General features: G+C 58.9%; 16 protein-coding genes. 9 read left to right on the top strand and 7 right to left on the bottom strand.

Annotated elements, in window-relative coordinates; genetic code table 11:
* Window positions 1-361: 361 nt before the first annotated feature.
* The 7 genes from C3938_RS08310 to C3938_RS08280 all read right to left on the bottom strand — a co-directional run bounded on the left by C3938_RS08310 (window position 362) and on the right by C3938_RS08280 (window position 6,939).
* Window positions 362-1,369, bottom strand: coding sequence for a fumarylacetoacetate hydrolase family protein (locus C3938_RS08310; RefSeq protein WP_105102694.1), 1,008 nt, complete (start codon window positions 1,367-1,369; stop codon window positions 362-364).
* Window positions 1,370-1,412: 43 nt separating this feature from the next.
* Complete coding sequence (locus tag C3938_RS08305) at window positions 1,413-1,961, bottom strand: VOC family protein (protein WP_105102693.1); 549 nt, start codon at window positions 1,959-1,961, stop codon at window positions 1,413-1,415.
* A gap of 26 nt (window positions 1,962-1,987) precedes the next feature.
* Entirely contained in the window at window positions 1,988-3,094 is a 1,107-nt protein-coding gene (gene hppD / locus C3938_RS08300; protein ID WP_105102692.1) for a 4-hydroxyphenylpyruvate dioxygenase, read from the bottom strand.
* Between the two features lie 289 nt (window positions 3,095-3,383).
* Entirely contained in the window at window positions 3,384-5,078 is a 1,695-nt protein-coding gene (locus C3938_RS08295; protein ID WP_199775514.1) for a flotillin family protein, read from the bottom strand.
* A 15-nt stretch (window positions 5,079-5,093) separates the two neighbouring features.
* Complete coding sequence (locus C3938_RS08290; protein ID WP_105102690.1) at window positions 5,094-5,753, bottom strand: YqiJ family protein; 660 nt, start codon at window positions 5,751-5,753, stop codon at window positions 5,094-5,096.
* Window positions 5,753-6,421 carry a PspA/IM30 family protein gene (locus C3938_RS08285; protein WP_105102689.1) on the bottom strand — a complete coding sequence of 223 codons (669 nt, stop codon included), beginning with the start codon at window positions 6,419-6,421 and terminating at the stop codon, window positions 5,753-5,755. The genes C3938_RS08290 and C3938_RS08285 overlap by 1 nt, the downstream gene beginning before the upstream one ends.
* Before the next feature lie 62 nt (window positions 6,422-6,483).
* The gene (locus C3938_RS08280) at window positions 6,484-6,939 is read right to left on the bottom strand and encodes a hypothetical protein (RefSeq protein ID WP_105102688.1); all 456 of its coding nucleotides are present in this window, start codon (window positions 6,937-6,939) and stop codon (window positions 6,484-6,486) included.
* 415 nt (window positions 6,940-7,354) lie between these two features.
* On the opposite strand from C3938_RS08280, the gene C3938_RS08275 reads away from it, so the two are divergent.
* The 9 genes from C3938_RS08275 to C3938_RS08235 all read left to right on the top strand — a co-directional run bounded on the left by C3938_RS08275 (window position 7,355) and on the right by C3938_RS08235 (window position 19,941).
* The gene (locus C3938_RS08275; protein WP_105102687.1) at window positions 7,355-8,986 is read left to right on the top strand and encodes a TldD/PmbA family protein; all 1,632 of its coding nucleotides are present in this window, start codon (window positions 7,355-7,357) and stop codon (window positions 8,984-8,986) included.
* Window positions 8,987-9,052: 66 nt separating this feature from the next.
* Complete coding sequence (locus C3938_RS08270; protein ID WP_105102686.1) at window positions 9,053-10,384, top strand: TldD/PmbA family protein; 1,332 nt, start codon at window positions 9,053-9,055, stop codon at window positions 10,382-10,384.
* A 42-nt stretch (window positions 10,385-10,426) separates the two neighbouring features.
* Entirely contained in the window at window positions 10,427-12,058 is a 1,632-nt protein-coding gene (locus C3938_RS08265; protein WP_105102685.1) for a TldD/PmbA family protein, read from the top strand.
* A gap of 121 nt (window positions 12,059-12,179) precedes the next feature.
* A complete protein-coding gene (locus tag C3938_RS08260) occupies window positions 12,180-12,893 on the top strand; it encodes a DUF4159 domain-containing protein (protein WP_105102684.1) in 714 nt (237 codons plus the stop codon).
* A gap of 23 nt (window positions 12,894-12,916) precedes the next feature.
* The gene (locus C3938_RS08255) at window positions 12,917-13,924 is read left to right on the top strand and encodes an AAA family ATPase (protein WP_105102683.1); all 1,008 of its coding nucleotides are present in this window, start codon (window positions 12,917-12,919) and stop codon (window positions 13,922-13,924) included.
* Window positions 13,925-13,949: 25 nt separating this feature from the next.
* On the top strand, window positions 13,950-14,846 hold the full coding sequence (locus C3938_RS08250; protein ID WP_105102682.1) for a DUF58 domain-containing protein: 897 nt from the start codon (window positions 13,950-13,952) through the stop codon (window positions 14,844-14,846).
* 1 nt (window position 14,847) lies between these two features.
* On the top strand, window positions 14,848-16,011 hold the full coding sequence (locus tag C3938_RS08245; RefSeq protein ID WP_105102681.1) for a BatA domain-containing protein: 1,164 nt from the start codon (window positions 14,848-14,850) through the stop codon (window positions 16,009-16,011).
* The gene (locus C3938_RS08240; RefSeq protein ID WP_105102680.1) at window positions 16,004-18,274 is read left to right on the top strand and encodes a hypothetical protein; all 2,271 of its coding nucleotides are present in this window, start codon (window positions 16,004-16,006) and stop codon (window positions 18,272-18,274) included. The genes C3938_RS08245 and C3938_RS08240 overlap by 8 nt, the downstream gene beginning before the upstream one ends.
* Window positions 18,271-19,941, top strand: coding sequence for a hypothetical protein (locus C3938_RS08235; RefSeq protein WP_105102679.1), 1,671 nt, complete (start codon window positions 18,271-18,273; stop codon window positions 19,939-19,941). The genes C3938_RS08240 and C3938_RS08235 overlap by 4 nt, the downstream gene beginning before the upstream one ends.
* Window positions 19,942-20,204: the final 263 nt, after the last annotated feature.

The following is a 20,204-nucleotide window of genomic DNA, read 5'->3' as shown; positions in this document are numbered from 1 at the left end:
CTCTTCGACCTTGGCAAGCGCTTTCTGAAATTCTTTTTCCGGGAAAACCCTTTGAAGATCAACAGCTTACTTCGCCTTAACGCCGCGCTTTGAGTTGCCTCGTCAGCGGCGAGGGCGCGAACTATACGGAGACCAGCAGGAGCGCGCAAGCGTTTTCACGAAATAATTTTGCTTGATTTTTTTATCCGAAAAATGGAGCACAGAATCGACAGGCCAACGTATTCAACCGGAATGATTTTCCAAGCCAGCTCACCACCTGTTATTCGGCGCACAGAAACCAAAAAATGCCCGGGGAGAAGAGGGGCAAACGAGAAGCGGCCCTGACGGGCCGCTTGCGAAACTGGGCAACCAGGAAACCCGATCAGCCCTGCTCTACGATCTGCTCGATGCGTCCGAAGATGGAACGACCTTGGTCGTCCAGCATTTCTATCGCAATCCTGTCACCGAACTGCATGAACGCGGTGCTCGGCTTGCCATTTTCGATGGTTTCGATCATACGGATCTCGGCGATGCAGCTGTAACCCACACCACCCTCTTTCACCGGCTTTCCGGGACCGCCGTCGAGTTTGTTCGATACGGTACCGGAACCGATGATCGTACCCGCGCCCAGCGGTCGGGTCTTTGCAGCGTGGGCAATCAACTGACCAAAGTGGAAGGTCATGTCCACACCGGCATTCGGTTCACCAAATTTTTCACCATTCAGTTCGGATACCAGCGGCAGGTGAAGCTTACCCTCCCGCCAGTGGTTGCCCAGCTGCTCCGGCGTGACACAAACCGGCGAAAATGCACTGGACGGCTTGGATTGATAGAAGCCAAAGCCTTTTGCCAGTTCATTCGGGATCAGACCGCGCAGGGAAACATCGTTTACCAGCATCACCAGGCGAATGTGCTTCAGCGCATCCTCAGGGGAAACCCCCATGGGCACATCGTCGGTGATGACCGCGATTTCCGCCTCGAAGTCGATACCGAAGCCTTCGGACTGCGGCATCTTCACCGGCTCGCGTGGCGCCAGGAAGGTATCCGAGCCGCCCTGGTACATCAGCGGGTCGGTCCAGAAGCTCTCCGGCATTTCCGCTCCGCGGGCCTTGCGCACCAGTTCGACGTGGTTAACGTAGGCACTGCCGTCTGCCCAGTGGTAGGCGCGCGGCAGCGGGGAGTGGCAGGCGGTCTGATCGAAGGCTTCACCTTTGATTTCACCGCTGTTCAGCTTCCGCTGCAGGTCTTCCAGCTGCGGGGCGAGTTCCGCCCAATTATCCAGGGCGTATTGCAGGGTGGCCGCGATATCGCCGGCTGCCACCATGCGGGTCAGGTCATCACTGACAACGACGAGCTTGCCGTCGCGCCCGTGTTTAAGGCTGGCTAACTTCACTGTGCCTTCCTCTCAGGTTCGTTAGGATTTGGATTCTTTAGGATTAAGGATCCAGAGGTTTGAAATCTGTTTCGCCGTGCATCCAGGCCGCGTGACGCGGTGCCTTCTTGGTACGGGACCATTCCTCCAGCATATCTTCCGCCACCCGCTTCAGCTCCTTGTGCATACCGGGCTTGGCGGTGTTGGCGGCAAGTTCGATACGGTGGCCGTTGGGATCGAAGAAATAGATGGACTTGAAAATGGTGTGATCGGTGGGGCCGAGCACATCAATTCCCGCGTCTTCCAACTTCTGCTTCATCGCCAGCAGCTCGTCCATGCTCTCCACTTCCAGCGCAATGTGCTGCACCCACTTCGGGGTATTTTCGTCGCGCCCCATATCCGGGGAGTTCGGCAGCTCAAAGAACGCCAGTACATTGCCCTGCCCCGCATCGAGGAACACGTGCATATAGGGATCAGGCGCCCCGGTGGAGGGCACCTTGTCTTCGGCGATAGCAAGCTGAAAGTCCATGCCCAGGAGATCGCGGTAAAACTCCACGGTCTCCCTGGCATCACGGCAGCGATAAGCCACGTGATGAATACGTTTGATTGCCATGTATGGCCTCCCGATACGCGGCTGTTTTAGGCCGCGTCTTCTTTGCCCTTGCCGCCGTCCTTTCCACCAATAACGCCGCGCTGCAGCTGGTCGCGCTCGATGGATTCGAACAGTGCCTTGAAGTTACCCTCGCCAAAGCCTTCATCTTCCTTGCGCTGAATGAACTCGAAGAACACCGGCCCCAGCATATTGGCGGAGAAGATCTGCAGCAGCAAGCGCGGCTGGCCACCCTCGGTGGTGCCATCCAGCAGAATGCCGCGGGCTTTCAGCTCCGCGATGGGCTCGCCGTGGCCCGGCAGGCGCTCTTCCAGCATCTCGTAGTAGGTCTCCGGAGGCGGAGTCATAAACTGCATGCCCTGAGCCTTCAGGCGATCCCAGCAGGAGACCAGATCGTCGCAGGCAAACGCGATGTGCTGAATGCCTTCCCCGTTGTACTTCATCAGGAACTCTTCAATCTGGCCGCCACCGCCAGCCGCTTCTTCGTTCAGCGGGATGCGGATTTTGCCGTCCGGCGCGGTCATGGCCTTGGACAGCAGGCCGGTGTATTCACCCTTGATGTCGAAGTAGCGGATTTCGCGGAAGTTGAACAGGTCCTGATAGTAATTGGCCCAATAGTCCATGCGACCGCGATAGACATTGTGGGTCAGGTGGTCCAGGGTGTGGAAACCACAGCCTTCCGGGTGCTTGTCGACGCCTTCCAGCCAGTGGAAGTCGATGTCGTAAATGGTTTCGCCTTCTTTATAACGGTCAATCAGATACAGGGTCGCGCCACCGATACCCTTGATCGCGGGCAGGCGCAGCTCCATCGGGCCGGTCTCCACTTTTACCGGCTGAGCGCCTTTCTTGATCGCTTCGTTATACGCCAGGGTCGCATCTTTGACCCGGAATGCGAGGCCACAGGCAGAGGGGCCGTGCTCACGAGCATAGTAGTCGGCGTGACTGCCCGGCTCGTAGTTGGTGATGAAGTTGATGTCGCCCTGGCGCCACAGTTCCACATCTTTGGTGCGGTGGCGAGCCACTTTGGTGAAGCCCATGGCCGCGAAAACGGTTTCCAGAATGCCCTTCTCCGGCGCGGTGAACTCGACGAATTCGAAGCCGTCCAGGCCCATGGGGTTTTCAAACAAATCGGCCATGTGATCCTCCTATCAAGGAATTTTATGGTGACCTGCAACGCGGCTTGTGGCGGCGGAGGTCTTCTTGGTTTCAGGTGCAACGAATTTAGTTTCGCGTGTAACCAATGTCAAGGTCCGAGCGCAGGGGCTAACAAGTAATAGGACCGGGAACAGGATGCCGCAGAGAATATTGGTGACCGGATACCGGCTGACGGTACCGGCGATGTAGACAGGGTCGGGATTAGTGGCAATAAAAAAACCGAGCCACCAGAGTGGCCCGGCCATGTCGCGAACAGTCAGTGAAAGAGAATCAGACTTGGGGTTCAGTCATTTTGCTGAAGTCGCCCACACCGGCCTCTTTCAGCAGGGAATCTACCAGCGGTGCCATGGCGCGATGCTTGAGAGCGCTGCCCACCAGCGCTTCCGGCAGACTCTGCCCCTTGGACTCACCATCGCTGTCTAGGATGCCACCGCTGGCGCGGCCGTCGATACCATTCAGGCCCTCGACGGAAATGATCTTCATGCCTTCGATCTTCTCCATCGGGCGCACGCTCTCGCGGATGATATTCGGCAGCGCATCGTGCAGGCTGAGAATACGCTTGAGTGCAATCTGCGCTTCGCTGAGGCTGTTCATGGCCTCGTTCATCAGACGCTGACCCTCCGCATCCACCGCATATTTCTCACGGTCCGCTTCAACCTTGATACGTACCGCCTCGGCCTCAGCGGATGCCTGCAGGCGCAGGGCCTCGGCTTTGTCTTCCGCCGCGGCTTTCTCCGCTTCCGCCGCTACCTTGATGGCAGTGGCCTGACGCTCGGCCTCTTTCTGTGCTTCGATGATCTCGATGCGCTTGTCGCGCTCGGCCACTTCCACATCCTTGGCGGTACGCACCTGTTCTTCCGCCTTCACGGCTTCGGCGCGGGCGACGTTTGCCTGCTGATCGGCAACAGACTGCTCCTTGGATTTCTCGGCGACCGCAATGGCGCGCTCCTGTTCGGCCATTTCCAGGGATTTCTGCTTGGAAATACGCTGTTCTTCCAGAATCCGTTCGCGCTCGATCTCCTGCTCCTGCAGGCGTTTTTCCTTTTCAATTTCCAGCAGGCGGGTGGCCTGCTCAGCGGCAATGCGGGACTGATCCACCTCGCGCTGGGCTTCAATTTCCGCCTGGCGCGCAGCCTTTTCCTGCGCCGCGAGTTCTTTGGCCATATCGGCCTTTTGCGCCGCCTCGCGGTTTTCTATTTCACGCTGTTGCTCAAGAAGCGCGTAGCGCTTCTCTTTTTCGATTTCCAGACGCTGGCGCTCGGCCTCCAGGTTTTTGGTTTCGATCTGGACGCGCGTCTCCTGCTCAACATCGTTCACTTCCTTGCGGCGCGCCTCGATTGAGCGCGTCATGCTGGCAAGACCTTCCGCGTCGAACACATTGTCCTGGTTGAAAAATTCCTTGTGGGTCTGGTCGAGACCGGTCAGTGAAACCGATTCCAGCTCGAGACCATTTTTCAGCAGATCCTCGGAAACCACCTGCTGTACCTTCTGTACAAACTGGCTGCGCTGCTCGTGCAGTTCCGCCATCTGCATCTCCGCCGCCACCGAGCGCAGGGCGTCGACAAACTTGCCCTCGATCATATCTTTCAGCGCATCCGGATCCAGGGTGCGCAGACCAAGGGTCTGTGCCGCATTGGCGATGGCATCGTTGTCCGGTTTCACCCGCAGGTAGAATTCCGCGAGCACATCCACACGCATACGATCCTTGGTAATCAGCGCCTGGTGCTCCTTGCGGGATACCGCGAGGCGCAGAGTGTTCATGTTTACCGGGATGATTTCATGCAGTACCGGCAGCACCAGCGCGCCACCGTTCATGATCACCTTCTGCCCGCCCATACCGGTACGGACAAAGGAGCGCTCCTTGGACGCGCGGGTATACAGGCGCGCAAAGATGGTGCCGATCACGATCAGGCCTACAAGAACGGCTCCCGCCATAATCGCTATGTTGGAAAGATTCTGTATCACTTAGCGTTCTCCAATTTAATTGTTTTGTATCAGATGCTGGCTGGTTGGGCGGGTGACACGGAACCTGGCTCCGAGCTCTTCCACCAGCAACACCTTATCTCCCTGTGAAAATATTTCGCCCTCGTCCGGCTCGACCATGACGTAGTGCGTGGTGCCGAACTGGTCGCTGAAACGTGCCTCCGCCGGAGAGCCCGCGGCGGCTTGCCCTATGGTGATGACCGCTACCCGACCGATAAATGCCTGCCGGCTCACCGCCTCGGTTTCATCACCCACGGCAAACTTGCGCAGCAGATTACCGACAAAACGCACCTGTGGTAGCGCGAGCAGCAATACCGGCATCGCCAACAGCCAGCCCGGCAGCAGCGTGCCAAACAGAGATTCCACAAACATCTGGATCAGCAGCCCGGTCACCCCAAAACCGACCAGAAATGCCACCAGCAGAATCAATGCCGGTACTTCGCCAAAGCGTAGCCAGCCGAGCAACTTGGTGAGTACACCACCCGCTTCGGTGTCCGGCGCATCCAGATCGACATCCACCTCTGGCAACAGGTTGTCGAGCAGGTCGGAAATACCGACGCCGATCAGCGTCATCACCCCTTCGAGCACGGCAATCATCAACATCAGCACCAGCGCCCCGGTGAATAGCTGATTGCCGTCTTGCAGAAAGAAACCCATCAGGCCTCCGTCTGGGTTTTGATTTTCGCCAGACGCTCCTTGATGCGATTATTACGCGCCAGCTCCTCCAGTTCGGCCAGTTTGCTGGCATCCGCGCTGGACTCGGTTGTGGGCACACCAGCATTCTCCAGTACGCGGTTGAATGCCCCGGAAGCCTGCTCCACCTTGCTGGCCGTCGCACGGTTGCTGCCGGTCTGCTCGGCGGTAGTCCCGTTGGCTACATGTTCGCTGGCCTTGATGAACTCGCGCAGCTGCTCGCGCATCTCGCGCTTCTTGCCCTGCAGCGCGCCAATGTAGGAACTCAACTCGCCGATTTCCCGGTCGTTTTCCGCGAGGGCTTTTTCCAGTACCGGAATCTGTGCCTCGATGTCCATCTGCTTGGCAATCGCCGCCTCCGCCAGATCATCGCGCCCCTGCTGCACCGCAACCTCAATCTGTTCACCGAGGGTGGCGTGACGACGGTTTTCGTCGTTCAGCGTTTTACTGGTGAGATATTTTGCCGCTTCCGCTTTACCGAGCTGGTCGCGCACATCGGCGATGGCATCGTCGATTTCGCGAATGGCCTGCTCCATCACCAGTTGCGGTGTGGCGTTTTCTACCGAGTCCACCAGCGCATTGGCGGAAGCGGAAATGATACGGGAGATGCGTTTGATCAGTCCTTCTTTCATATTTTTCCTTCCTCTAGTGATTGTGTGCGAAATGGTTTTGAACAGATGGATACACGTAGACGTCAGCGTTTGAGTAAATCCGTCAATCGCTGCCGGATGATTTCCGCCGCCTTGGGATCAATCACCCGGGGCTCATCCTGCAATGCAACCAGCAATATCTTTTCCATGAAGGCCTCTGCGGCTGGCAGCGTTTTTTGTTCGAGTGCGGGACCGATGGTTTCTTCGTCGGCACACACCTGAATCGCGGCGGCCCCCTCGGCAACCAGTTCCAGCAGCGCCTCCACCAGCAGGCTGCGCCGGTTCTCGTCGGCATATCTGGCCTTCACCGGCAACATGGTTTCGCCAGCGGCGAGATACGCGCGGGCAAAACTCTCCACCCCCACGGACTCCCGCGCCATCGCTATCAGCTCGCGCACCTTTTCACTCTGGGTAACGGCGCCATTGCGGTCTATCGACATGAGATAGGCGTAATCATCTGCGGAAAGGCGCGCCGATATGGACTGTGATTTGTTAAGCATGGCATTCCCTGACTTGCGGTGTATACAAAAGTACACACGTTATCCATGACACGTCAATTACAAGCGCTTACATCGAGATAAACAGCCGCCTCAACGCGCCCGAAAGTCACGTATGAATATTTTCGCCGGTCGAAAAGCGCGCAAATATTGCGCAGATGCGAGCGGGAATCCCTTGGACCCGTGACCGTTCCCGGTGCGACTACCGGGGTACACGCCGTCGTAACACACCGCGCCCTCCTTCGAACCACTCAGCTCCGCCAGGCCTCCGTTCAACGACTTGCCGCTTTACAAAAGTGCGGCAGCGCGATTTCCTCACGGGTTCATCCGCTGCGATCCAGCGGGCACGACAATAATTCTGCACCCGACCATAACCCGCGAACCGGGAGTCCTGGTATCGGGTGACCCGGGGAGGACAATGAAGAGAAGAAATTTCCTCAGGCTTGCCGGTGTCGGCACCGGCGGCATCCTGTTGCCGGTGGCGGGCACACCGGTCTCCGCCGCGCAGCTGGTGGAGAATGCCATGGACGTCGGCCACAAAAAGACCCTCGCCGATGTCGCTCTCAACACCGCCCGCAAGGCGGGCGCCAGCTATACCGATGTACGCATCGGCCGCTACCTCAACCAGTTCGTACTCACTCGCGAAGCCAACGTCGAGAATATCGTCAACACCGAGTCCTTTGGTGCCGGCATTCGTGTGATCGCCGGGGGCACATGGGGTTTCGCTGCCACCAATGACCTGACCGCGGACGGTATCGCCCGGGCGGCGCGCCAGGCGGTGGCGGTGGCGAGGGCCAACTCGAAATATCAGACGGAACCGGTGCAGCTGGCGCCAGTGAAAGGGGTCGGCGAGGTTTCCTGGCGAACGCCAATCCAAAAGAATGCGATCGAGGTACCGATCAGCGAAAAGGTCGAGTTCCTGATGGAGGTCAACAACGGCGCGCTGAAGGCAGGAGCCAGTTTCATCAATTCCTCCCTCTATCTGGTGAACGAGCAGAAGTATTTTGCCTCCTCTGATGGCTCCTATATCGACCAGGATATCCACCGGCTGTGGGCGCCAATGCAGGTCACCGTGGTGGACAAGGACAGCGGTGCGTTCAAAACCCGCAACGGTCTCAGTGATCCTGTCGGGCGCGGCTACGAATACCTCGACGGCCGCGAGGAGGACAAGATTCACGGCGAGACCACCCTGTACAAGAACTCCTACGATATGGCGGAGGACGCGATACTCGCCGCACAACAGGCCAGGGCCAAGCTCACCGCCAAATCCATCGAGCCAGGTAAATACGACCTGGTGCTGGAGCCCTCACACCTGATGCTCACCATCCACGAGTCCGTCGGACACCCATTGGAGCTCGACCGCGTGCTCGGCTACGAGGCCAACTACGCCGGCACATCCTTTGCAACCCTGGATAAATGGCGCAGTGGCAAATTCAACTACGGTAGCGACAAGGTCAACCTGTTTGCAGACAAGATCCAGGAGGGCTCCCTCGGTGCCGTCGGCTACGACGATGAGGGAGTGCCAGGCAAACGCTGGGATCTGGTGAAAGACGGCGTACTGGTGAACTATCAGGCTACCCGCGACCAGGTGCACATGATCGACCAGAAGGAATCCCACGGCTGTTGTTACGCCGACAGCTGGTCCAGCGTGCAGTTCCAGCGCATGCCGAACGTATCCCTGGCACCGGGTGAAGAACAGTACTCTGCAAAAGAGATGATCAAGGACGTGGAGAAAGGTATCTACATACTCGGCCGCGGTTCTTATTCCATCGACCAGCAACGCTACAACTTCCAGTTCGGCGGCCAGCTGTTCTACGAAATCAAAAACGGTGAAATCGTCGGCCAGGTGGAAGATGTCGCCTATCAGTCGAATACCCAGGAGTTCTGGAATTCGTGTACGGCTATCTGCGACAGCAGTGATTACCGGCTGGGCGGCACCTTCTTTGATGGCAAGGGACAACCGAGCCAGGTGAGTGCGGTCTCTCACGGTTGTGCCACGACCCGCTTCGACAAGATCAATGTAATCAACACCAAGCGCAAGATCAGCTGATGCCCTGCCCGGTAGGAGCCGGGCAGGCATTCCAGCAACAACAATAAATTTTTGGAGCAGATAAAAATGGCCATTTTATCCAGAAGTGAAGCCAAGCAGATTCTCGACAAGGTGCTGAAATACAGCAAGGCGGAAGGCGCGAGCGCACAGCTGAGCGGCGCCGAGACCGGCAACATCCGCTATGCCCGCAACAGCGTCTCCACCAGCGGCATCGTCAACGATATCGAACTCGCCGTAGAAGCCCGTTTCGGCAAAAAATCCGGTATTGCCACCATCAACGAATTCAGTGATGCCGCGTTGGAAAAAGTCATGCGCCGAGCGGAAGAGCTGGCCCGGCTCTCGCCGGACAACCCGGAAGCCATGCCCCTGCTCGAAGAACAGAAATACACCGTGGTCGATGGTTTTTCCAAGGCCACGGCAGACATCACTCCGGATCAGCGCGCCAAGGCCGCCGCCGATTCCATCATGGCCGCGAAGAAGAAAAATGTAGTGGCCGCGGGCTATCTGGAAGATGCGCGCTCCTTCGCGGCGATCGCCAATACCAACGGCCTGTTCGGCTATCACGCCGCCACCACCGCCAATTTCACCGTCACCATGCGCACGGAAAACGGCCTGGGCTCAGGCTGGGCACAATCTGACGTGACCGATTTCGGCAAAATGAATACCGCTTCCAGTTCCGGTATCGCCATCGACAAGGCGGTGCTGTCGCAGGAGGCGCGCGCACTGGAGCCAGGCAAATACACCGTGATTCTGGAGCCGAGCGCCGTATCCGGGCTCGTGGCCTACATGATGGGCAACTTCGACGCGCGCAGTGCCGATGAAGGTCGCAGCTTCCTTAGCAAGAAGGGCGGCGGCAACCGCATCGGCGAGAAAATGTTCGACAAACGCGTGCACCTGTACTCCGACCCCGCGAACGCGGAGGTTCCGGTACAACCCTGGTCCGACGACGATCACATGGCGCTCGCGCGTATCGACTGGGTAAAAGGCGGCGTGGTTCAAAACCTGCCGTGCAGCCGCTACTGGGCAACACAGTCCAAGGCCACCGCAATCCCGTCGCCGAATAACCTGATCATGGTGGGCGGCGACAAGTCCACCGAGGAGCTGATCAAGAATACCCGCCGCGGCGTGCTGGTAACCCGCACCTGGTATATCCGCATGGTCGACCCGCAGTCCCTGCTGCTGACCGGACTGACCCGCGACGGCACCTTCTATATCGAGAACGGCAAGATCAAATATCCGATCAAGAATTTCCGCTTTAATGAAAGTCCGGTGATCATGCTCAACAACATTGAAGACATGGGGCGTCCCGAACGTGTGAACATGTGGGGTGGCCCGGCAATGATTCCCGCACTGAAAGTGCGCGACTTCACCTTCAGCAGCCTGTCAGACGCCGTTTAATTCACTGCAGAAAACAGAGAATCAAATAATAGGGAATAAAAAATGCATCGTAGAAAATTTCTGCAGTTGAGCGGCGCCGGTCTCGGTGTCTCCATGCTGCCCCTGTCCGGCAATGTCATTGCCGAAAGCAAGCTGACCCAGAGCGGAATGGACATCGCGGTGAAGAAAGAACTCGCCGATGTCGCCTTGAATACCGCCACCAAGCTCGGCGCTTCCTACGCGGACGTGCGCATTGGGCGCTACCTGAACCAGTATGTGGTCACTCGCGAAATGAAGGTACAGAATGTGGTGAACACCGAGTCCATCGGTATGGGCGTGCGGGTCATCGCCAACGGTACCTGGGGCTTTGCCGCCACCAACGATATGACCAGCGATGGCATTGCCCGCGCCACTGCGCAGGCGGTGGCTACCGCCAAGGCCAACGCCAGGTATCAGCAGGAACCGGTGCAATTGGCGCCGGTAAAAGGCCACGGCGAAGTCAACTGGAAAACCCCGATCCAGAAAAACGCGATGGAAATTCCACTGGCGGAAAAAGTCGACCTGCTGATGGAAGTGAACAAAGCCGCCCTGGATGCCGGTGCCAGTTTTATCAATTCCATGCTGTTTCTGGTGAATGAGCAAAAATATTTTGCGTCTACCGACGGCTCCTATATCGACCAGGATGTACACCGACTGTGGTCGCCCTTCACCGTGACCGCGGTAGACAAGAAAGACGGCGGCTTCCGCACACGCGATGGCCTGGGCATGCCGGTAGGTCGCGGCTTTGAATATCTGGACGGCCGCGCCGAGCACAAGGTGCAGTCACAGACCGTGCTGTACGGTGACTCCTACGATATGGTGGAAGATGCGCGCCTCGCCGCCCAGCAGGCCCAGGAGAAGCTCACCGCGAAATCCGTCACCCCCGGCAAATACGACCTGGTGCTCGATCCCTCACATCTGTGGCTCACCATCCACGAATCCGTCGGCCACCCGCTGGAACTTGACCGTGTGCTCGGCTACGAGGCCAACTACGCCGGCACGTCCTTCGCCACCATCGACAAGTGGAAAAGCGGCAAATTCAAATACGGCAGCGACAAGGTCAACCTGTTTGCGGACAAGGTGCAGCCGGGTTCCCTGGGCGCCGTTGGCTATGACGACGAAGGTGTTCAGACCGGCAGCTGGGATCTGGTAAAAGACGGTGTACTCACCAACTACCAGGCGATCCGCGACCAGGTGCACATGCTGGGGCAGAAAGAATCCCACGGTTGCTGCTACGCGGATAGCTGGTCCAGCGTGCAGTTCCAGCGCATGGCGAACGTCTCACTGCTGCCGGGCAAGGAAGAGCTGAGCCTCGACGACATGATCAAGGATGTGGAAAAAGGCATCTATATTGTCGGCGACGGTTCCTTCTCCATCGACCAGCAGCGCTACAACTTCCAGTTTGGCGGCCAGCTGTTTTATGAAATCGAAAACGGCAAGATCACCGGCATGCTGGAAGACGTCGCCTATCAGTCGAATACCCAGGAGTTCTGGAATTCCTGTTCGCAGATCTGCGACAAGCGCGATTACCGCCTGGGGGGTTCCTTCTTCGACGGCAAGGGCCAGCCAAGCCAGGTGAGTGCCGTGTCTCACGGCAGCGCCACCACGCGTTTTGATGGTGTGAATGTGATCAACACCAAGCGCAAGCTCGGGTAAAGTTTTCACTTCCCAGAAGCTTGCTTGCAAGCGAACGACCGACACTTGGGACTGTTCGCCTGCAAGCAGGCTCCTACAAGCAGATATTCATGATTTTGGTACGAGTTTCAGAGCAGTAATCGTGTCCCTCACCCGCAAACAATTTCTGCAGCACCTGTTGCTGGCCGGTGGCAGTGTCGCATTGCCTGGCAGATTGTGCGCGCAAAGCGCTGGTGAGCAGGATTACGATTTCTATTTCACCCGCTTGATGTACGAATCCGGCGACTGGGATGTGGACCAGCGCATGCCGTCCAATGTGTTGAATTCGCTGATCGAGTACACCAGCCTGAAAGTCGATCCCAACGAGCGCATTGTGCCACTCGCGGATCCCGCCATGGTGCTCGCGCCCTTCTGTTATCTGGCCGGCCACAAGCTGGTGGAATTTACCGCAGCAGAGGCAAAGAATTTTCGCGATTATGTGAACCGCGGCGGTTTCGTGTTTGTCGACGACTGCAACCACGATATCGATGGCCTGTTTGCCAAATCGTTCGAGGCGCAGATGGCAAAACTGTTCGGCGACGACTGTTTGCAGAAACTGCCGGACGACCACGATCTGTACCGCTGCTTTTTCCGGTTTGAGGAATTACCGGTTACCAGCTTCGAGTTGAACGGCTGGGGGGATGATCTGGTGCACGATTATCTCAAAGCCATTGTGGTCAATGGGCGCATCGCCGTGCTCTACAGCAACAAGGACTTCGGTTGCGAGTGGGATTACGACTACCGCAACAAACGCTGGCTCGCCATCGACAACACGAAGTTCGCCGTCAATATCGTCATTTACGCGCTCACCACCTGATTTACCCCGATATACAGGCCGCTATGCACAACATCACAGCAGACAAGATTGAACATATGATCGAAGAGCAACACCGCGCGCTGGATCGGCTGCGCGGGGAAATCGGCAAGGTGATTGTCGGGCAGCAGGACGTGGTGGAGCAGATGCTGGTGTGCCTGTTGGCCCGCGGCCATGTGTTGCTGGAAGGTGTGCCGGGGCTCGGCAAAACCCTGCTGGTAAAAACCCTGGCGGATGCCTCGAGCCTTACCTTCAAGCGCGTTCAGTTCACACCGGACCTGATGCCGGGTGATATTCTCGGCAGTGAGATTCTTGAACAGGATCACAGCACCGGCAAACGCTTCTTCAAGTTCCAGCCCGGCCCGATTTTCACCAACATCCTGCTGGCGGACGAAATCAATCGCACACCGCCGAAAACCCAGGCGGCTCTACTCGAATCCATGCAGGAATATGCCGTGACCGTGGCCGGCGAAACCATGGCTCTGCCCCAACCCTATTTCGTACTCGCCACCCAGAACCCCATCGAGCAGGCGGGAACCTATCCGCTGCCAGAGGCACAGCTGGACCGTTTTCTGCTGAACATCCATATCGACTATCCGCAAGAGCAGGAGGAAGTGGAAATCCTGCGCACTACGACCGGTGCAGTGCATGAGAAGCCGGAATCCTGTCTGGACGCAGAGCAGTTACAGGCCATGCAACAGCTGGTGCGGGAAGTCTCTGTCAGCGACGATCTGTATCGCTATGTGGCACAGCTTGTGCGCGCCACACGCCCGCAGCATGACAAAAACCAACTCGGCAAATGGCTCCAGTGGGGCGCCGGCCCCCGCGCCGGCCAAGCGCTGATTCTCGCGGCCAAGGCACGCGCCTTTCTGTATCGACGTCTTGCGGTTACTCGCGCGGACATTCACGCGCTGCTGCTGCCAGTGCTGCGCCACCGTATTCTGCTGAGCTTCCACGCCCAGGCGGACGGCGTGACCATGCAACAGGTTCTTGAAGAGTTACAAAACGCGGTAGCGGAACCCGGTCGGGATTGACGGGGAATACGAGGGGAAACGCACCGTGCAACTCACCGACCCGCAGACACTTGCCAGCACCCGCGATCTCGCGTGGCTGTCGCGACATATCGCCGAGGGTATGCTGCTGGGTATCCAGCACAGCCAGCGCCGCGGTGCCGGTATTGAATTCCAGCAGTACCGCAGCTACGAACCGGGCGACCCCATCCGCCATATCGACTGGAAACTGTTCGCGCGCTCGGACCGCTATTTCGTACGCGAGGCTGAGCAGGAGAGCCAGATGCACCTGTGTATCGTGCTCGACACCAGCGCATCGATGGCACAGCTGAGCTTTCTGGTTCCACAGCTTAGCAAGCTGCAATATGCCAGGTGCTGGATCGCCACTCTGTGCTGGCTGCTGCACCGACAGGGCGACCGTTTCTCCCTGCTGGCACTGAACGACGCCGGCAACAAATTTGTACCGGAGGGGCACGGTGAAGCCCACCACCGCCGCATCGCGCTGGAACTGGAGCGGCTCACCGCGGCGGGCCGCTGGCCGAGTGAGAGTGGGCTCGAGTCGATATGGAGACACTTCCGGCAGCCCTGTCAGGTTTTGCTGGTCAGCGATTTTTTTGAGCACCGCGAAATCGGCGACCTGAATGACTTCGCCGCGCGCCTGCACGCCGCCGGGCGGCCCTGCCTGCCGCTGCAGATTCTGGTGGATGCCGAGCAGACATTTCCATTTGACGGCCACCTGAAAATTCTCGATCCTGAAACGTGCGGTATCATCGAACTCGGCGCAAAGCAGCAGAGAGAGAGTTACCTGCGCGCATTCATGCAGACTCAGCAAGCACTGGCCGCGCGTTTCGCCGCCCGCGCCTGCCCGCTCACCACGGCTACCGTAGAAACGCCGATAGAAAAATCGCTGCGTGCCTTCGTCGCCGCACACCAGAGGCTCGGCTGAGATGTCATTTGCCGAGGCTCTGATTCTGCAATCCCCCATCTGGTTATGGTTGTTGGGGGCACTGGCAATTCCACTGTTAATTCATCTGATGCGCCGCAGCGCTCCCCGGGAAATTACCTTTGCGGCGGTACAGTGGTTGCAACAGAAACGTCAGCGGCAATGGCAACGTCTGTTCCTGCGCGACCGCCGACTCCTGCTGCTGCGCATGCTGCTGTTGGCACTGCTCGCATTGCTGCTGACATCACCGCTGTACCAGCGGCCGGCGCAGCCATCCGCTCAGATACTGCTGGTGGATCCCGCCGTATCCGATACCGCGCTGCAAGACTTCCTTGCCGCACATCCGGCCATTGCGGATGTGTACTGGTTGCAGTCGGCGCCCACCGACATATCCACACCCCGTCCGGCGGCAGTCGATGTGGGGCAGACCCTGACGCAACTGGCATATGCGGGCGAATTCCGCCGGGCACACATTCTGTTGCAGCAGATGCCGTTTCCCGCGAGCTACCAGACACTGAAAATCAGTCCTCTCTGGCAGTGGCACCACATCGACGCCGGCGAGACCGGTATTGCCCCACCGAGGATGGCGGTCATCGGCAGTGCGCCGCCGTGGCTGAAACCGGCACTGCGGCAGTTGGCACTTCCGGAGCCACAGTATTTGTCACGGCAATCTGAAATAGACCCACGCAAAATAGATTGGCTGATTTACGACACGCCCGGCGAGCTTCCACCACCGGTGCTGGCGTTTATACGCGGCGGCGGCATGCTGATCACCGATGCCCGGGGACGCGACAGCCGCGATCTGGATTTTGCGGAGATCGAGCCGGGTCTCGAAGTCGCGAGCGTTGGGCGCGGCAACTGGCTGCGCTATCGCGACGACTGGCACAGGGAAACGTTTTATCACCACCGGGCGCTGCCGCAGCGGTTGTGGCAGCAGTGGAGCGCACAGGACTGGCAGCGACAGTATCGCGCTCGCGGTCACTGGTTCGCCGATGCCGGTATCGCGGTGACGGATGAGGAGGTGAGCGGACAGTTTCGCCAGCCAATGCAGCCTTCTCTGCTGTTGTTGTTCGCACTGTTGCTGTTGGCGGAACGGACAATCGCGCTGTCGCGGCGAAACGCACCCGCAGTCACCGCTTCGCAGGTTGATGGTAAAGCCGATGTCTGACCAGACTGATAGTAACGTCGATTTGCTGTTGCGCGACACCGCGTCGCAATGGCGCCGCCGCGGCCTGCTGCCCTATGCCCTGCTCACGCTCACCGCCATCAGCATCACCACAGTCGGCATGTTTTTCTGGCCGCTGCCACCGTGGCTGCCTGCGATGATTTTCGTGTTTGTTTTTCTGGCACTCATCGCGGACCGGCAGTGGCGCCTGTCGAAGGCGCAACTCTGCGCCAGACTGGATGCCCGCTATTCCCATCTGCAGGACAGCAGTCAATTGCTGTTGTCCGACGCGAATCAACTGTCACCGGTGTTATTGTTGCAGCGGCGGCGTACAGCCCGCGCCCTGCGGACCCTGCTCGCCCAGGGTGAATTGAATGCATTTCACCCGCCATATCTGCGCAGCCCACTGCTGGCCGCCACCGGTGCCTGCCTGGGTTTACTGGTTTCCACGCTGGTGAATTTGCAGCATTCGGATGTCGTGATACCCGACAGCGAAAATTCGGCAACCAGGAGCGGCGAAGTACGGGCGTCCGCACCGGCGATTGTCGCGGCGGAAACCCTCGTGGAACCGCCTTCCTACACAGGGCTCGCCACATCGACGCAGACACTGCAGATAAAGGCCCCGGAACAGTCGCACATTCAGTGGTATATCACGCTGGATGCACCCGCTCACGCGCTGCACATGCTCGCCGCCGAGCAGACATTTGCATTCACCGCTGCCGAACCACTACCGAGCAGACACTGGCAGTTGCGTCGCGTCCTCCAGACATCGGACTTCTACCAGTTGGCCATTACGCCAACGCCGGGTATGCAACAGACGCTGCTGCCACCAATACACAATATTGATATCACCGCCGACCGCGCACCCGAGTTTGTGTTTGAGCGGCCGCTGGACAGTGTCACCGTCGTCAGCCTGGAGGAAGACGCGCAGTCACCGCTGTTGCAGGTCAGCGTACGCGTACGCGATGACTTTACCGTAGTGGACACCGATCTGCTGCTGACGCTCGCCAGCGGCAGCGGGGAAAATGTGCGCTTTCGCAACGAGCGTATAAAACTGCACGCGCAGGGCGACACCGACCATCAAAAGCAGTTCCGGTTTTCCATTCCGGTACAGCGCTACGCCATTGAGCCGGGCGATGAACTCTACTGGTATCTGGAAGCACGCGACAATCGCGCGCCCGAGGCCAACGTGCAGAAAAGCCAGCACTACATTCTGCGCTGGCCGCAGGAAGAAATATTCGGGCTCAGCGACACGGAAGGCATGGCCATCAAGGTACTGCCGGAGTATTTCCGCAGCCAGCGCCAGCTGATCATCGACACCGAAGCACTGCTGGAGGACGCGCAGCAGATCAGTGCAGAAGAATTCCGCAAGCGCTCAGCATCGCTGGCCTATGAACAGAACCTTCTGCGTATGCGCTATGGTCGTTTTCTTGGTGAAGAGGATTCCGCGCTGGAGGAAGCCGGTCATGACGAAGGCAACCACCAGCAAAATGCATCGGGCCACGGCGACGAGAGTGAACACGGACACGATCATGACGAGACTGCGGGGGGCCATTCCCACGAATCCGGCAACGGTTCTCGCCAATTCGGTGACGGCTCTTCCCAATTCGGTGATGCCTCCTCCCAGTTCGGCGATGCCTCTGGCGTCGTTGCCGCCGCAGGTCATCAGCACGACAGCTCGGACCACGCCACTCTGTTCGACCCGAGGACCAAGGAACTGTTGCGCAGTGCGCTCAACGCCATGTGGAGCGCATGGCGCGATCTTTCCGTGATAGAACCGCAGGCCTCCCTGCCCTATCAGCACACCGCGTTGCGCTATATCAAGGAAGTTCAGCAGGCATCGCGCATCTACCTGCAGCGCGTGGGATTTGAAACGCCGCCTCTGGATGAGAGCCGCCGCCTATCCGCTGAATATGAGCCACCCGTACTCCCCAAAGTTGAAAGCAGTGGTGACGACAGCGAACGTATGCAACTACTCGCGCTGCTGGATAAAGTCCAGCGGGGAGACATCATCGCAGAAAGCGAAGAGCAGTCATTAAAACAACGGCAAATACTGCGCGACGATGCTGATCTGCGGATGTCACTGGCAAAACACCTCCGCCGCTATCGGCAGCAGCCAGATTGCAGCGACTGCCGCAGACGCCTCTCGGCGCTGCTGTATGGATTGATCCCCGCCCCCGAAGCGCGCCCCACTCTGCCGCGAATACGACCAGGCGAGGGCGAGTATGGTGACTGGTTACAGCAGACTCAGGGAGATACACAGTGACAGACTGGGTCGCGCCAATCTGTGTCGCGGGCGTTGCGCTTTCGTTGTGGCTCATTGCACGTCAACACATTTCCGCGTCGGCGAAATGGTTTGCCTCACTGGCGCAGCTGGGTATCTGGCTGCTGGTGTGGTTTCTGTTTTTTCCGCCGGCATTGCTGCCGTTGAAAAGTACCCTCAGCCTGCCCACTCCCGCGGACGAGCTGCCGGATTCCGGCACCGTTGCCGCACTCGACAGGCTTCATCTCACTGGCGACGGCCTGCTTCGCGACGCACTACGCGACCTGCCTCCGGTGCGCCTGCAGCCGTCGGGGACAACGGAGGCCCCCGGCTGGCAGCTGCACTGGAACCGGGATATCGCGCTCGGCGAACCGCTGACGCTGGAAATCCGCCTCACATCCGGCCATCAGACGCCGCTGCGATTGTCGCTGCAGAATCCTTTTGGTGGCGATGCCGATAGCGCGCTGCTGTCACAGGAAAACCCACACGTCATTCTGCGCGCACAGCCGAAACTCACCGGGAATTGGCTCTACCGGGTGCGTATCGAAAGCGATCAGGTGAGTTCTCCGCGTGAGGAGGTTTTGCCGGTGACGGTGCGTGCAGTGCAGAGCCCGCGGGTACTGTTGTGGCTTGCGCGCCCCGGATTTGAATCCGCCGCGCTCGGGCGCTGGTTGCGCCAGTCCGGCACGCCGACCCAGGTGGTTACGCAACTGGCGCCGGAACTGCAGCGCCGGGAAACCTTCAACGCGCAGGTGCTGCGGGAAACGTCTCTGCTCGGCGAAGACACGCCATTTGATCTGCTGATTCTCGACAGCCGCCTGTGGCCGCAACTGTCGCCCAGTGAGCGCGGGCAACTGACTGCGCTCAGCGGGGAAAAATCCGTGTTGTGGCTGGTGGATGACAACAGCTCCGCGGGTTTCCTCGAATACGCGCGCAATCGTGGTATGCCGCTGGAAAAAACGGAGCGCGCGGCCGCCGCCTATCCCGCTGTCGCCCAGAATGAAGAAATACCGGCGCTGCAGCTGGTGGGTTACACACCGGCGCAGACCGGCGCGGGGGATCGACATATTCTCGAGACGCGCAGCGGCGACACGCGGGCACTGTACTGGGCACGGGTCGATCCACAGCAGTCCCTCGGATTTGTGCTGTTCAGCAACAGTTATCGCTGGCAGACCGCCGGTCATTCCTCCGACTTTGCACGACTGTGGAAACAGATACTGGACCATCAGCTGGCTCTGCGCGGCGAGCATGCGCCGCTCACCACCGAAACGCCGCTGCCGCTGGCCGCGCACCGGTTACAACTCTGCAGTCCCGCGTTTGGCCACGAGCCACCCCAACTGCGTTTGGCCGCCGGCGAGGGTACCAACCCGTCGCCATCGGCAGCCGCCGGCGGCTACGGCACACATCGCTGTCACCAGTATTGGCCACAGCGGGCCGGGTGGTACCGCATTGGTGAGAGCGACAACGATCTGTATCTATTTGCGGAAGAAGCCTGGCCCGAATGGCAGACCGCGATGGCGCGGCGGGACATTGTACAGATGCGTCGCGCACGACTCGGCCCTCGCGAGCCGGTAACGGGGAAAAATCCCCTACCGCTCACCTGGATCACCCTCGCACTGCTGGCGCTGTTGGCACTCACCTGGTGGCGGGAGCGGCCCACACTCCGGTAAGCGCATACCAGAATGAAAAAAACCACCCGAAGGGTGGTTCAAATAAACACGTCACCAGCGTGACGCCTGTCCTCACTGGAAAAGCCGGTTCGGTATTAACACAGAACACGGGGGTCGACACTTCGAAAACGCGGGCATCCTTCCCTGTCCTTGCGCAATCCGTCGCGCGGACATTTTCAAAGTACCGACACCGGTGTTCTGTTCATCGGCGAGCGACCTGCGCCGCTCAGGTTTTATGATCTTTCTCACCTCCGAGAAATGTC

This window comes from Microbulbifer pacificus, from assembly GCF_002959965.1.
Lineage (GTDB): Bacteria > Pseudomonadota > Gammaproteobacteria > Pseudomonadales > Cellvibrionaceae > Microbulbifer > Microbulbifer pacificus_A.
This window is presented reverse-complemented; position numbering and strand designations above follow the sequence as displayed.

Coding starts and splice junctions, on each gene's coding strand:
- C3938_RS08305 (WP_105102693.1), bottom strand. CDS start 1,961: ATGGCAATCAAACGTATTCATCACGTGGCTTATCGCTGCCGTGATGCC.
- hppD (WP_105102692.1), bottom strand. CDS start 3,094: ATGGCCGATTTGTTTGAAAACCCCATGGGCCTGGACGGCTTCGAATTC.
- C3938_RS08290 (WP_105102690.1), bottom strand. CDS start 5,753: ATGGGTTTCTTTCTGCAAGACGGCAATCAGCTATTCACCGGGGCGCTG.
- C3938_RS08285 (WP_105102689.1), bottom strand. CDS start 6,421: ATGAAAGAAGGACTGATCAAACGCATCTCCCGTATCATTTCCGCTTCC.
- C3938_RS08280 (WP_105102688.1), bottom strand. CDS start 6,939: ATGCTTAACAAATCACAGTCCATATCGGCGCGCCTTTCCGCAGATGAT.
- C3938_RS08275 (WP_105102687.1), top strand. CDS start 7,355: ATGAAGAGAAGAAATTTCCTCAGGCTTGCCGGTGTCGGCACCGGCGGC.
- C3938_RS08270 (WP_105102686.1), top strand. CDS start 9,053: ATGGCCATTTTATCCAGAAGTGAAGCCAAGCAGATTCTCGACAAGGTG.
- C3938_RS08265 (WP_105102685.1), top strand. CDS start 10,427: ATGCATCGTAGAAAATTTCTGCAGTTGAGCGGCGCCGGTCTCGGTGTC.
- C3938_RS08255 (WP_105102683.1), top strand. CDS start 12,917: ATGCACAACATCACAGCAGACAAGATTGAACATATGATCGAAGAGCAA.
- C3938_RS08245 (WP_105102681.1), top strand. CDS start 14,848: ATGTCATTTGCCGAGGCTCTGATTCTGCAATCCCCCATCTGGTTATGG.
- C3938_RS08240 (WP_105102680.1), top strand. CDS start 16,004: ATGTCTGACCAGACTGATAGTAACGTCGATTTGCTGTTGCGCGACACC.